The following is a 14,022-nucleotide window of genomic DNA, read 5'->3' on the forward strand; positions in this document are numbered from 1 at the left end:
TTGTGTGCATGCGTGCGCAGGCATTTTTGAACTCTAAGAGCCTTGTGGGGCCATAAACAACGAAACATTGCGCTGGGCGCCCTGAATGTTTGATAATGGGGGCTTGCTGCGACGCAGCAATTCAAACGAACTGGTGATACTGGTTTTGTGCTGAGCAAAAAGGCTTGCTGAAAGACAGGCGTTTTTATCCAATCAGGCAGCCATCATCGCGACGCGAAAATACCGGCGTGCGATGCGGGTGGCAGCCTGCCTGGGTTGAGTGACACTCAGTGCGTAATGCCTCAGCGCGTAATGCAAATCTACATGAGCAAACAATTTTCTACTCTGATGCTGGCTGAGCCTATCCAGCGCGCAATTGCGGACATGGGCTATCAGGAAATGACTCCTATTCAGGAGCAGGCCATTCCGGTGGTGCTGGCGGGACAAGACGTGATGGGTGCGGCGCAAACGGGTACGGGCAAGACCGCGGCATTCTCCCTGCCGTTGCTGCAGCGCCTGCTCAAGCATGAGAACAGCTCGGCCTCGCCTGCGCGTCACCCGGTGCGCGCACTGATTTTGTTGCCTACGCGCGAGTTGGCCGACCAGGTGGCCAAGCAAGTGGCAGAATTTGCCAAGCACACCAAACTGCGCAGCGCCGTGGTGTTTGGCGGCATGGACATGAAGCCGCAAATTGCCGAGTTGAAAAGCGGCATCGAAGTCTTGGTCGCTACGCCAGGCCGTTTGCTGGACCATTTGGAGGCCAAGTCGGTGAGCTTGGCCCAGGTCGAATATGTGGTGCTGGATGAGGCCGACCGCATGCTCGATATTGGCTTTTTGCCAGACTTGCAGCGCATCCTGTCGCATCTGCCTTCCAAGCGCACCACGCTGCTGTTTTCGGCCACCTTCTCGCCAGAGATCAAACGTTTGGCCGAAAGCTATTTGCAAAATCCGATCCTGATTGAAGTGGCGCGCGCCAATGCCACAAATGCCAGTATTGAGCAGAGCTTTTTCCGCGTGCGCGAAGACGACAAGTACCGCGCGCTGTTGCAGCTTTTCAATACGCACAATCGCCAGCAGGCCTTTGTATTTGTCAACAGCCGCGTGGGCTGTGGCCGCCTGGCTCGCGCGCTGGAGCGCCAAGGGGTACGCTCGGCTGCTTTGCATGGCGATAAAAGCCAGGACGAGCGTTTGAAGGCGCTGGATGCCTTCAAAGCCGGTGAGGTCGATTTGCTGATTTGCACCGACGTGGCCGCACGTGGCCTGGACATCAAGGACGTGCCTGCAGTCGTCAACTACGACGTGCCATTCCATGCCGAAGACTATGTGCACCGCATTGGCCGCACTGGCCGTGCTGGCGCATCTGGACTGGCCTTCACCCTGGTCACTGGCGCAGAAGAGCGCCAGTTGGCTGAAATTGGCAAACTGATTGGCAAGCAAATTACGCCAGAGAATCTGACTTTGGCCGCTGCTGCAGGCCGCGAAGAGCGGCGTGATCGCCATGAACGCAGTGACCGCCCAACTGCTGAACGCCGCGAAGCGCGTCAAGACAGCCCTGAGCGCGAGCGCCGCGAAGGCGGGCGCGATCGACGCGAATCGACAGACCGTTCGCTGTCCTACCGCCGTGCCAGCAACGTCTCCAAAGACCCGTTGTTCAATGCCCCGTATGTGGCCAGCACCAGCGAGGTCGAGGCTGCTTGGGAAGTCAGCCCCAAAGCACCGCCAGCGCATGGCTCGCACCGCCGCTCAGGCAATATCAAGCCCAAAGCCAAAATTGCAGCCTTGCTCAGGCCGGCTGCCAACCGCTAAGCAGCGCACAGGGCACCGTGCCAGCCGCTATCGTTGTAGCGGCCAAGGCCGGCTGCAAAGGGGCGCTCTTCTTTTCGACATCATCGCTGTGACTGCAGGTTCTCAGCAGGCTTCAGTGCTGCTGGTGGCTTGCGCTGGCACATGCTGACTGCTGTGCAGCCGGTGGCCGTTCCGGTTAGACTTTGCCGCCTGCTGCTTAGACCCAGCGCGCCAGTCTATGCGCGCTGCCTGCGGCAAGCCTCTGCGATTTTTCGACTGTGAACCCACCATGTCTGTTGAGCAGCCTTCTTCTGACGCCGCGCCCAATTCTGCTGCCAATTCACCCGCCTCCCCAGCTGCTGCAGCTGCTTCCAGTGCCGAGCCAGCGCAACAAATAGGGGTGATGAAAGCGCCTGGTTTTCTGGCATTTTTACTCGCGCGTCTGGCCTCGGTGCTGGCAATGCACATGCAGGCCGTGGTCGTGGCCTGGCAGGTGTATGACATCACGCAGGACGCGATGTCCTTGGCTTATGTCGGGCTGGCGCAGTTTTTGCCGATGTTGCTGCTGTTGGTGCCTGCCGGTGATTTGATTGACCGCTTCAGTCGCAAAACCATTTTGGCGCTCAGCTGGGGTGTCAGCGCGCTCTGCAGCGCCATGCTGTGGTTTTTGGCCAGCTATCCGCAGAACGGCGTCGGCTGGATTTATGTGGTGCTGATGCTGTTTGGCTGCAGCAGGGCATTTACCGGACCAGCCTTGCAGAGCTTGTTGCCACAGCTGGTGCCACGCGCGCAGCTGGCGCAAGCGCTGGCCACCAATGGCATGCTGATGCGTGCCTCGACCATTGGTGGGCCAATGATGGGTGGCTTTCTTTACAAGTATGGCGGCGCGATGACCTATGCGGTGTGCTTTGCCTGCTTTGTGCTGGCCTTGCTGCTGCTGACCCGCGTGGCGGTGCTGTATGCCAATACCAAGCCGTTGGCCGCTGGCACCGCCGGTGGCTTGCTGCAGATGTGGCAGCGCTTTGGTGCGGGCGTGCAGTTCATTCGCAAGCACCCGATTATCCTGGGCACGATCTCGCTGGATTTGTTTGCGGTCTTGCTCGGCGGGGTCGTGGCCTTGCTGCCTATTTATGCGAAAGATGTGCTCCATGTCGGCCCTGAAGGCCTTGGTTTGCTGCGCAGTGCAATGGGCGTTGGTGAAATTGCGATGGGCTTGTATTTGGCGCGTAAGCCCTTCAACCACCACGTCGGCATGACCATGTTCACAGCGGTGGCGGTATTTGGCCTGGCCAATCTGGTGTTCTCACTCTCTTCGCTGTTTTGGCTCTCGTTTGCGGCTTTGCTGGTTGCAGGTGCGGCTGATATGGTCAGTGTCTATATTCGCTCGGCCCTAGTGCAGTTCTCTACGCCTGATGCAATGCGTGGCCGGGTCAATGCGGTCAATATGCTGTTTGTCGGCTCATCCAACGAGCTGGGTGAATTTCGCGCAGGCACCAGTGCCGCCTGGTTCGGTGCCGTGCCAGCTGCGGTGCTGGGCAGCGTCGGTACGGTCGCGGTTGTGGGCTTGTGGATGTGGCGCTTTCCCTCCTTGCGCCGTGTGAAAAAATTCGAAGACGCGGCCTAAAACCGGCTCAATCTCCTTGCGGATTTGGCCTTGCACGACGCGGTGGCAATGGTCAACATTCTCTTCAATCGCCTGCACAATAATGGCCATTTCCCCACGTTCGCTTCTTACCGCATATGAGCATCAGCCACTACATCAAGGAAATCGGCCGTGGCAAACATGGCGCGCGTGCGCTCAGCCGTGAGCAGGCGCAAGACCTGTTTGGCCAGGTATTGGACCGCAGCGTGACTGACCTGGAAATTGGCGCGTTTTGTCTGGCCATGCGCATCAAGGCTGAAACCACTGAGGAAATGCTGGGTTTTCTCGATGCGACGCGGCAACGCACGCATTTGATTGGTGCTTCTGACGGGGGCCGCGCCACGGTAGTGATTCCCAGCTACAACGGCGCGCGCAAAGCCCCAGCGCTGACGCCTTTGCTGGCGCTGCTCTTGGTGCGAGCGGGTTGCCGTGTGGTGGTGCACGGCGTGTCCGAGGACCCGGCGCGCACCACCAGCGCTCAAGTACTGGCTGCGCTGGGTATTGGGGCGTTGACAGATGTCACACAGGTCAAGGACGATGTGCTGAACTACCTGCCCATTGAGGTGTTGTCACCCGCGCTTGCGCAATTATTGGCGGTGCGCCGCGTCGTGGGCTTGCGCAATAGCGCCCACAGCCTGGTGAAGCTGATGAACCCCTGCGCTGGCCCTGCGCTGGTGATTGGCAGCTACACCCATGCCGAGTACCTGGTGTCCATGGACGCGGTGTATTTGGCTGCTGGAGCTGATGCGCTGCTGCTGCGCGGCATCGATGGCGAAGCCGTGGCCGATGGCCGGCGTTTTCAGCATATCGATGCCTACCACGCAGGCGAAAAACACAATCTGCAGCTGGCGCAGACGGGCCCTATATCTGCGCTGCCAGACTGGCCTGCCGATCTGGGCGCTGCGGCAACTGCGGCCTATATCCAGCAGGTTTTGAGCGGAACCCAGCCGGTGCCAGCGCCGATTGCCGCGCAAGTGGGCCATGTGTTGCAGTGGTTCAGCCGTATCCCAGGTTTGGGCCGCGTCACGGTTTAAAACCTGTCTACCACTGGTTCAGCGCGTGGCGACCATGAACAGGCGTGGAAAAGGCAGCAACACGCTGCCATCGGCCAACGCCGGGTATTCTTGTGCAATCGCCTGCAAATAGTCCGCCAGGAATGCTTGCTGCGCATCGCTTGTCAGCGCCGCCAAATAGGGGCGCAGCGCTGAGCCCTTGAACCATTGGACAATGGCCTGGTGATTGTGCAGTGGATGAAAGTAGGTGGTGCGCCAGATATCGACCTGTGCGCACAGCGGTTTGAGCAGGCTGTAATACCACTGCGCAGGGTGCCGGTCAGGATGGCGCGCTGCGCCAATGCGATCGGCCCATTTGCTGCTGGCGGCGATCTCGCGGGCGATGCGGTGCGATGGCTCCATCATATTGTCCGGTGTTTGTACTGCCAGGCAGCCACCGACTTTGAGTTGTGCAATCAGGCGGGGGTACAGCGTGTTGTGGTCATTGAGCCATTGCAGCGAGGCATTGGCGAGAATCACATCGACCGGCTGGGCCGGCTGCCACTCGGCGATATCGGCCAGCTCAAACTGCAGGCCGGGTAAGCGTGCACGCGCAGCTTCAACCATGTCGGGCGAGCTGTCCAGGCCCGCAATCGCGGCTGACGCAAAGCGCTGGGCCAGCACTTCGGTCGAGTTACCGGGGCCGCAGCCCAGATCGACCGCCATGCCTATCTGGTGCAGTGGGATGGCATTGACCAAATCACGAACCGGGCGGGTGCGCTCGGTTTCGAAACTGCTGTAGAGCTGCGCTGACCATGTCATGAAAGAGCCTTGTTGTCAGTGATGGGGCCTGACATTGTAGGCACACTGCCGTCGCCGTGCCGTTGGCCTACGACTGCCCAGCACTGCCAGTCTGCGCGCGCAGTAGGGCCAAGCTCAGCGTCCCTCGCCCAAAATCGCCATCGTGATGCGCGAGACGCAGATCAGCTTGCCCGCCTCGTCTGTGATGTCGATCTGCCATACATGGGTGGTGCGGCCAATGTGCACGGCGCGGGTCGTGCCGGTTACCCAGCCCGACGTGACTGGGCGCAAATGGTTGGCATTGATATCCAGGCCGACTGCATGGTGGCCTTCTGGCGCGGCGTAGTAGGCAGCCATTGAGCCCAGGGTTTCAGCCAGCACAACGCTGCAGCCGCCATGCAGCAAACCAAAAGGCTGCTTGGTGCGGGCATCGACCGGCATTCTGGCGCGTAGGAAGTCTTCGCCAATCTCAAGCACTTCAATGCCCAAATGCGACACAGCGGTGTTCGCGTGGCTTTGCTGCATCAGGTCTTTGTTCAGGGGTTTTTTCCACAGGGTCATGGCCGGCAATTGTCAGTGAGTGTACAGAAATGGGAGGGTGCAACCACGGCTGCATAGCAATGGCTGTTGGCGCATCCGATGCAAGACAATGGGTTACGCCACCCAGCTGCATTGCACAGGCGCGCAATGCAGCTCAGGCATTGTAGGGCGCAGTGCGTGTTTTGAATGTCCCGTTGGTGCAGCCTGTGGCAGCTGCACGCTAGAGTGGCAGCAAGGCTCTGAGAGCCTGGTGCGACGGCGAAGAAAGCGCTGAGCTGGCGAAGTAGAGGCTAGAGCAGCGTCGGAGGGATGCTTGGTGGCTCTGGTTTTTTTGCTGCAGTATTGGCCGAGTCCGCATGGCGCACGACCAGCACCGGCACGTGCACCGAGCCCAGTACGCGGTCGGTGGTGCTGCCCAGCAAGAATTTCTCCAGACCAGAGCGGCCATGCGAGGCCATGATGATCAGGGAAATATCGCGCTCTTGCACCACTTGCGAGATGGTGTTTTGCACGATCGAGCCTTCCAGCGACAAGGTTTCCACCGGGATATTGTCGGCCTCTAGCAGTGTGCGTGCCTGTTGCAATGCCTGCTGGGCTTGTTCACTTGATTCGGCTACATACTGCGCTTGGCCATAAGCCAGATCCGTGCCAATGCCCGTGAATGGGTAGGGGTCGACCACGTACAAAACCAGCACCGAGCTGCCAAATGCCTTGGCGATGGCTTTTGCATGGTGTACGGCGCAAAAAGATGTTTCGGTACCATCAATGGGCACCATGATGTGGGCATAGTTGGGCATTGCTGAACCTCCTGCCAGTGGATTGAGAAGAATGCGGTCTTAGAACCTGTTTACGATCTTTTCGCAGTAGCGCAAGACACACAAAAGAGGCTGTGCAAGGCGCCTGTTGCAGCTAATACGTCTGTATGAGCACAACTGGCAACGCCGCAATGCGTTTTTTGGGACTTGCACCTCCTTATCGTGTGTAGGCTCCAACCTGGTCTGCGTCGAGATGATGAACAGGCTTCTCAGGACTATGGTGCCATAGTAGCGCGATTTTGCTGTTCAGTGCATGGCGATATCCATCATATGGCCAGAGCAAGGCAGCCAAGCAGCAATGTCAGTTGGCCTAGTGATGGCCTTTACACGCCGTTTACTTTAGACCACATACAAGCGTCGCATGAGGTTGGGCACAATGGCGGCCAGATCAGAGCCTGCTCAAAATCAACGCGTCTGCGCGGAGATGATGAGCAGGCTCTTAGAACTTGCAGATGTGTTTTGACATCTCATCCCATTATTTGTATCTACTCACGAGATTACTATGAGGCGAAAAACAAAACGCTGGTGGTTGATTGCAGTGGCCGTGCTGGTAGTCGGCGCCGGCGCCTACTATGCCAAACAGCAGTGGTTTACTAAAAGCACTGCTCCGATCTATGTCAGCGCACCTGTGACGCGCGGCAATGTGGAGATGTCGGTGCTGGCCGCGGGCAAGCTCGAAGGCTACCAGCAAGTCAGTGTGGGTGCCCAGGTCTCTGGCCAGTTGGAGAATCTGGCTGTCGAATTGGGCCAAAACGTCAAGGCGGGGGATTTGATTGCCGAGATCGACTCGCTGCCACAGCAAAATGCCTTGCGCAATGCCGAAGCGGCCTTGACCACCGCGCGTGCGGATTTGGCCTCGCAGCAAGCGACATTGGCACAAGCCAAGGCCAGTTTTGAGCGGCAAAAACAGTTGCGCGCAGCCGACGCCTCTTCCCGCGCCGAGTATGAAGCCGCTGAGCAGATCTATAAGGTCGCGCAATCGAACATCCAGTCGCAGCAAGCACGTATTGCGCAGGCTGAGATTGCCAAAGACACGGCACAGGTGAACCTGGGCTATACCCGGATTGTGGCGCCAATGGATGGCCAGGTCGTGGCCATTGTGACCAAAGAGGGGCAAACGGTGAACGCCAACCAAACTGCACCCACCATCATCATTTTGGCGCAGCTCGATACGATGACCGTCAAGGCAGAGATTTCGGAGGCCGATGTGACCCGCGTCAAACCTGGGCAGCCGGTGTATTTCACGATTATGGGCGAGCCCAATCGGCGCTACGACGCGACCTTGCGCAGCATAGAGCCGGCGCCCGAGTCGATTAGCGCCAGTGGTTCTGCGGCTCCGACCGCCAGTGGCACGACGTCGACTGCGGTGTACTACAACGGCCTGTTTGATGTACCCAATCCTGACCATAGCCTGCGAATCTCGATGACTGCGCAGGTTTATATTGTGCAGGGCTCGGCCACCGATGTGCTGACCATTCCGGCCAGTGCTTTGGGGCGGCGCACAGGGCCAGGCGAGTACAGCGTGCAGGTGTTGGATGCACAAGGCAATGCCAATCGGACCACGGTGCAAATTGGCATGAACAACAATATTGTGGCTGAGGTGATCAGTGGCTTGGCCGAGGGCGACCGCGTGGTGCTGTCTGACTCTACCGGGGCTTCTGCTGCCCGCACGCCTGGCGCTCGTCCCGGCTCTGGCATGCGCCTGTAAGGAGCCAGGTGGTGCAACAACAATCCCATCACAGTGGCCAGGCGCTGCTTGAACTCAAGAACTTGCGCCGCGAGTTTCCTGCTGGCGAGGGCACGATTGCGGTATTGAAATCCATTGATCTGCAGATTAATGCAGGTGAGATGGTGGCCATTGTGGGCCAATCCGGCTCTGGCAAATCGACCTTGATGAATATTCTGGGTTGTCTGGACAAGCCCACGCATGGCAGCTACCAAGTCAATGGCCGGGAAACCGGGCAATTGGAGCCTGACGAGTTGGCACAGTTGCGCCGCGAGTACTTTGGTTTCATTTTCCAGCGCTACCACCTGCTCTCGGATCTGACTGCGCAAGGCAATGTCGAGGTACCTGCGATCTATGCGGGCGCAACGACCACAGAGCGTGAGCGTCGCTCGCTGGCCTTGTTGTCACGCCTGGGCTTGGGCGAGCGCACCCAACACACGCCAGGCAAGCTGTCGGGCGGGCAGCAGCAACGCGTCTCGATTGCGCGTGCGTTGATGAATGGTGGTCAAGTGATCTTGGCCGATGAGCCGACTGGCGCCTTGGATTCGGCCTCTGGCGTCGAGGTGATGAAAATTCTGGCCGAGTTGCATGCCGAGGGCCACACCATCATCCTGGTGACGCACGACATGACAATTGCCCAGCATGCGCAGCGCATCATCGAGTTGCGCGACGGCGAGATCATCAGCGACCGTGCCAATCCCGAGCCCCTAGGCCAGCCCAGCGCAGCGACTGCTGTGCACAACCCGCTTGATGCCAGCGATGCGGCAGACGCGCCCGATATCAACGCACCGCTATCGTCTCGCAACGGCTTCGCAGCTGCGTTTGACCGCTTCTTGGAAGCGTTCAATATGGCGTTGCTGTCGATGAATGCACACCGTTTGCGGACGTTTCTGACGATGCTGGGCATCATCATCGGCATTGCTTCTGTGGTGTCGGTGGTGGCTTTGGGAGAGGGCTCGCGCCGAACGGTGCTGGAGAATATCTCCTCGATTGGCACGAATACGATTGATATCCGGCCAGGCACGGGGTTTGGAGACCGCATGGCCTCGCGCATACGCACCTTGGTGATCTCGGATGCAGAGGCGCTGGCCCAGCAACCCTATGTGGACAGTGTCACGCCGACGGTGAGCAGCACGGCGACCATTCGCTATGGCAACGTCGAGTCGGCAGGGCAAATTCAGGGTGTGGGCGAGCAATCGTTCCAGGTGCGTGGCATGAAGTTGGCGCAAGGCAGCCTGTTTGAGCAAGACGCGGTGCGCGATCGCAGGCAAGTGGCGGTGATTGATGACAATGCCCGCAAAACCTTCTTCCCAGACAATCCCAATCCGGTGGGCAAGGTGCTGTTCTTGGGCAATGTGCCGGTGCAGGTGATTGGTGTGCTGCAGCCGCAAACCTCGTCTTTTGGGGCTAACAGCGGCAACGTGATGATTTATGTGCCCTACACCACAGTGATGAGCCGCATGAGTGGTCAGAACTATTTGAGCACGATCACTGTGCGTATCAGTGATAGTGCCTCGTCGCAGGCGGCAGAGGCGGGTATTACCCAGCTGCTGGCTCAGCGCCATGGCCGTGTCGACTTTTTCTTGATGAACTCGGACACGATCCGCCAGACCATCGAGAGCACGACCGGCACCATGACATTGCTGATCGCATCGATTGCAGTCATTTCTCTGGTTGTGGGAGGCATTGGGGTGATGAACATCATGCTGGTGTCGGTCACGGAGCGCACCAGTGAAATCGGCGTGCGCATGGCCGTCGGCGCCAGACAGGGCGATATCCAGCAGCAGTTTTTGATTGAAGCGGTGTTGGTGTGCGTGCTGGGTGGTGTGATCGGCATTGGCACGGCTTTGGGCTTTGGCGAAGTGTTTGGCCGCTTCAGCCAGGACTTCAAGCTGATCTTCTCGATGCAATCGATTGTGACGGCCTTTGCCTGCTCGTCTCTGATTGGCATCGTGTTTGGTTTCTTGCCAGCGCGCAGTGCTGCCAAGCTCAACCCGATTGATGCGCTCTCGCGCAATTGATTGAGCCGTTGGTCTGTGCGTGTTTTAACTGAGTTGAATCCATGTCTTTATCCTCTGTGACTCCAGTCTTAGGCCAGGCACCTGTAGCCAGATCCAGCGCAGCAACGGACGCTGCTGCGCTGCCGCGCTGGAAAACGCCCTTTTGCGCAGTGCTGGCCATGCTGTTTCTAGCGGGCTGCAGCAGCTTGACATCCTCGTATGAGTCGCCGCAAGCGGTTGCAATCCCCAGCCAGTGGAGTGCCCTTACCAGCAGTTCGCAAGCGGCGCAGTCGCAGTCGCCTTTGCTGGTCGAGGCCTTGCAAGGCGCATGGTGGCGGCAATTTGACGACCCGGTCTTGAATCAATTGATCGATATGGCGTTGGCGCGTAACAGCGACTTGGTCAGTGCCGCCTGGAATTTGCGCCAAGCCGAGCTGACGCTGGGACTGACGCAAGACCGCCAAACCCCAACGGTGGGCGCCAATGCCGGTGCCAATATCAGCCGCAATCTCGACAATGGCACCAGCAGCCGCAGTTATTCGGCCAATGTGGGTGTCAGCTATGAGCTCGATTTGTGGGGCCGTTTGTCCAGCCAGACCGATGCCGCGCAGTGGCGCGTTGTAGCCAGTGAGCAGGATTTGCAAAGCACCGCAGTGGCTTTGGTGGCCACTGTGGCGACCCAGTACTGGCAGTTGATCTACCAGAATGAGCAAATCGTCAATGGCCTGCAAAGTCTCAGCTATCTGCGCGAAGCCCAGCAGCTTGTGCAAGTGCAATACGACGCAGGCGGCGTCTCGGGCCTGGAGCTGCAGGAAGCTCGCCGCAGCATAGCCAGCCAAGAGGCCGAGCTGGCGCAGTTGCGCCAAGCCCGGCAGAGCTCCCGGAATGCTTTGGCGGTGTTGCTGCAACTGCCCCCGTCCGACCAGTCGTTGGAGCAGATCTTGCCTTTGACACGTATCGCATTGCCCACAGCCGATGTGCCTGAGCTGCCTGCTGGCATTCCGGCTGAAGTTTTGGCCAGGCGTCCAGATGTCCATGCAGCCGAGTCCCGTTTGCGCGCCACACTGGCCGATGGCGATGCCATACGCGCAAGCTACTACCCAACATTCAGTCTGACGGCAGGGCTTGGCAGTGCCAGCAACAGCCTGAGCCAATGGCTCTCCAATCCTATCGGTAGCCTGGGTGCTAGCCTGACGTTGCCATTTTTGCAGCACACCCAGATGCGTTTGAACAATGCAGTATCGAGGGCGACTTATGAGGCCGCATTGAATGGGTTTGAGAGAACTTTGCTGACTGCGTTGCAGGAGGTGGAAGACGCACTGGGCGCGCGCGAGCAATTGAGCCAGCAGCGCCAATGGCTGCAAGAGCAGCTGGATGCGGCTGACCGCGTCCAGGACATCAATGAAGTGCGCTACCGCACTGGTGCCACTTCACTGCGCGTATGGTTGGATGCACAAGAGGCGCGCCGCAACGCACAGCTGGCGTTGTCAGCCAATCGCTTTAACCAATTGTCTAACCAGCTCACACTCTACAAGGCGTTGGGCGGTGATACGCAGCTGCCAACACCGCAGGTGCCTTCAGTGCAGGAGCTGATTGACGCAGCAGCACACAACACCGTACTGCCCTGATGGCCGGCAGCTAGAGCCTGTGAACACGTTCTTATGGCGCGCTGCGCGGCTGTACTGCCACCTTGAACATGCGTTGTGCGGAGGGGTGTGGTGGGGTGGTGGAGATCAGGCGTGCAGTCTCCAGCATCATGGGCACAAATTTCTCAATGGCTTTTTGGCTGGTCCACTTGAGCGATGACACCGAGAGGTTGATGCAGGCAATAGTGGCGCCAGAAGGATCTGTCACAGGCACAGACAGCGCCAGGTCACCTGTGTAGTACTGGTCACTACACCAGCTATAACCATCGTGGCGCGCTTTTTGCACCAATTGGCAGAGCTTATCGAGCTCGGTCTCAGTTTGCGGTGTGTATCGAACACGCGCTGTACTGGATAAAAACGCATGCACCTCTTCGTCACCGAATTGCGATAGGTACATGCGCCCGGTCGACGAGCAATAGATGGGAATGCGCTGTCCCACGGGCATATGCATGATCAGCCGCACCAGGCTGGAGAAGCGGCCGATATAGACCATGCAATCGCCAGAGGGCTCGGCGAAATTGACAGTCTCGCCCGAGCGCTGGTTCAGATCCAGCAAATAGGGATTCGCCCGCTCGAGCAGAGGGTGGCACTGCAAGTACTGGTAGCCAGGCTCGAGATTCAAGGATGAGAGCGAATAGCGCTTGGTATGGGGGTCTTTATTCAACAAGCCCAAAGCCTCAAGCGTGAAGGCAAAGCGTTGTGCAGCGCTTTTGGATATGCCAGTGGCCGCAGCAATCTCGGGCAGGCTCATGGATGGGTGCTCAGCGCCAAATGCACGCAAGACCTTCATGCCAGTAGCCAGCGATTGAACGTAGAGCGAAGAGCTGCTATTGGAGGGTGGGGGGATGAGGGGGTGTTCCATGGTCTCCTAATGCAGTGGGCTTAGCAGCGCGAATGCCTATCGTTATTCAGAATTACTGTATCGATATGAAATATATCGTTGTATGGTGGGTTTGGCATGGTTGTCATGTTCTTTCAGCCAGTATTTGCGGGTAAGTCCTAGTGATTTTGGCTTTTTAAAGTATATCGCTGGAGCGTAATTTTATTTAACATTCACGTATTGAATCACTATTCAATTTGGTCATATCGCTAATCAATAGATTAATATCGTTGATTTTTTTATCGGGTGGTCGGTCAGCGATTGTCTCCACTCACTTTTTGAAAGCAAACTGTGTTGAAGCCTTCCCTCAAGTCCCTCTTTGTTTCTGTAGCCATCGCACTGTCACTCAGTGGTGTGCAAGCCCAAACGAGCACCATTAAAGTGGGGGCAACGCCCACTGCGGTGCCATTCAATTTTTTGAACCCCAAGACCAATACGCTGGAAGGTGTGATGGTGGATGTTGCGCAAGCCTTAAGCCAAGAGATGGGGGTGAATGCCGAGGTGACAGGCATGCCGTTTGCGACTTTGATTCCTTCGTTGCAAACCAAGAAAATCGACATGATCTCATCGGCCTTCGCGAAGACCCCTGCGCGCGCTGAAGTGGTCGATTTTTCTGACATTGTGCTGACCTACAAAGAGGCCTTGCTGGTGCCAATCAAAGACACGACGCCCTACCGCAACTACGACGATCTCAATGGCAAGGTCGTAGGGGTGATGATGGGTACCTCTTACGTCGAGCCACTCAAAGAGGTCAAAGGCTTCAAAGAGCTGAAGATGTACGACACCATGGCAGATTTGGTGCGCGATATCGCTTTGGGCCGCCTGGAGGCTGGATTTGGCGACGGCCCTGTTGTGGCCTATCAAGTCAAGGCCTCAGCTGCTGACAAAGTGCGTTTGGTGGATACCTACGAAAGCCTGATGCCAACCGAGATCTCAATTGCCGTGCGCAAAGGTGATACAGAGTCCCTTGAGAAGGTGAATGCTGCCTTAGAGAAGATCAAGCAAAACGGCTCTTTAGAGGCCATCTTGAAAAAGTGGGACGTTAGCCAGTAATTTGCTCTAGCTCGACCCAAGAGCCACTGTCGCCACAGCCCTTTTGCACACAGCTAGCGGGCGGAGGTAGTGATCTTCAGGCAGTCCACCTGCCAAAGGTATTGGGTTGTTTTTGCCCCGCAATCGCATGCCCGTATGTGATTGTCCAGTCCTTTGCGTGAGT

The 14,022-nt window shown here is 57.8% G+C and carries 11 protein-coding genes; 7 read left to right on the forward strand and 4 right to left on the reverse strand.

Going from position 1 to position 14,022, the window contains the following annotated elements:
* The first annotated feature begins 303 nt into the window (after positions 1 to 303).
* The 3 genes from E8K88_RS08740 (at position 304) to ybiB (ending at position 4,440) form a co-directional block, all read left to right on the forward strand.
* The gene (locus E8K88_RS08740) at positions 304 to 1,785 is read left to right on the forward strand and encodes a DEAD/DEAH box helicase (RefSeq protein ID WP_136406271.1); all 1,482 of its coding nucleotides are present in this window, start codon (positions 304 to 306) and stop codon (positions 1,783 to 1,785) included.
* 268 nt (positions 1,786 to 2,053) lie between these two features.
* Positions 2,054 to 3,388: an MFS transporter gene (locus tag E8K88_RS08745; protein WP_136406272.1), complete on the forward strand. Its 1,335-nt coding sequence runs from the start codon at positions 2,054 to 2,056 to the stop codon at positions 3,386 to 3,388.
* A gap of 116 nt (positions 3,389 to 3,504) precedes the next feature.
* Positions 3,505 to 4,440: a DNA-binding protein YbiB gene (gene ybiB, locus E8K88_RS08750; RefSeq protein WP_136406273.1), complete on the forward strand. Its 936-nt coding sequence runs from the start codon at positions 3,505 to 3,507 to the stop codon at positions 4,438 to 4,440.
* 18 nt (positions 4,441 to 4,458) lie between these two features.
* Here the strand turns inward: ybiB and tam are convergent, their stop codons facing one another.
* The 3 genes from tam to E8K88_RS08765 form a co-directional block, all read right to left on the reverse strand.
* A complete protein-coding gene (gene tam / locus E8K88_RS08755) occupies positions 4,459 to 5,220 on the reverse strand; it encodes a trans-aconitate 2-methyltransferase (protein ID WP_136406274.1) in 762 nt (253 codons plus the stop codon).
* Between the two features lie 114 nt (positions 5,221 to 5,334).
* The gene (locus tag E8K88_RS08760) at positions 5,335 to 5,760 is read right to left on the reverse strand and encodes a hotdog fold thioesterase (protein WP_136406275.1); all 426 of its coding nucleotides are present in this window, start codon (positions 5,758 to 5,760) and stop codon (positions 5,335 to 5,337) included.
* Between the two features lie 269 nt (positions 5,761 to 6,029).
* Complete coding sequence (locus tag E8K88_RS08765; RefSeq protein WP_136406276.1) at positions 6,030 to 6,536, reverse strand: universal stress protein; 507 nt, start codon at positions 6,534 to 6,536, stop codon at positions 6,030 to 6,032.
* A gap of 520 nt (positions 6,537 to 7,056) precedes the next feature.
* On the opposite strand from E8K88_RS08765, the gene E8K88_RS08770 reads away from it, so the two are divergent.
* Genes E8K88_RS08770 through E8K88_RS08780 form a run of 3 tightly spaced genes read left to right on the forward strand, consistent with a single transcriptional unit; the run spans position 7,057 to position 11,908 of the window.
* On the forward strand, positions 7,057 to 8,262 hold the full coding sequence (locus E8K88_RS08770) for an efflux RND transporter periplasmic adaptor subunit (protein WP_136406277.1): 1,206 nt from the start codon (positions 7,057 to 7,059) through the stop codon (positions 8,260 to 8,262).
* A gap of 11 nt (positions 8,263 to 8,273) precedes the next feature.
* Entirely contained in the window at positions 8,274 to 10,301 is a 2,028-nt protein-coding gene (locus E8K88_RS08775) for a MacB family efflux pump subunit (RefSeq protein ID WP_205880052.1), read from the forward strand.
* A 41-nt stretch (positions 10,302 to 10,342) separates the two neighbouring features.
* The gene (locus E8K88_RS08780; protein WP_136406278.1) at positions 10,343 to 11,908 is read left to right on the forward strand and encodes an efflux transporter outer membrane subunit; all 1,566 of its coding nucleotides are present in this window, start codon (positions 10,343 to 10,345) and stop codon (positions 11,906 to 11,908) included.
* A 31-nt stretch (positions 11,909 to 11,939) separates the two neighbouring features.
* On the opposite strand, the gene E8K88_RS08785 is transcribed toward E8K88_RS08780, so the two are convergent.
* The gene (locus E8K88_RS08785) at positions 11,940 to 12,788 is read right to left on the reverse strand and encodes an IclR family transcriptional regulator (protein WP_136406279.1); all 849 of its coding nucleotides are present in this window, start codon (positions 12,786 to 12,788) and stop codon (positions 11,940 to 11,942) included.
* A 309-nt stretch (positions 12,789 to 13,097) separates the two neighbouring features.
* Here E8K88_RS08785 and E8K88_RS08790 point away from each other — a divergent pair, with 309 nt between their 5' ends.
* Positions 13,098 to 13,859, forward strand: a complete 762-nt coding sequence (locus E8K88_RS08790; RefSeq protein WP_136406280.1) for a substrate-binding periplasmic protein — start codon at positions 13,098 to 13,100, stop codon at positions 13,857 to 13,859.
* Positions 13,860 to 14,022 lie beyond the last annotated feature (163 nt).

This window comes from Lampropedia aestuarii, assembly GCF_004803635.1.
Classification (GTDB): domain Bacteria; phylum Pseudomonadota; class Gammaproteobacteria; order Burkholderiales; family Burkholderiaceae_C; genus Lampropedia; species Lampropedia aestuarii.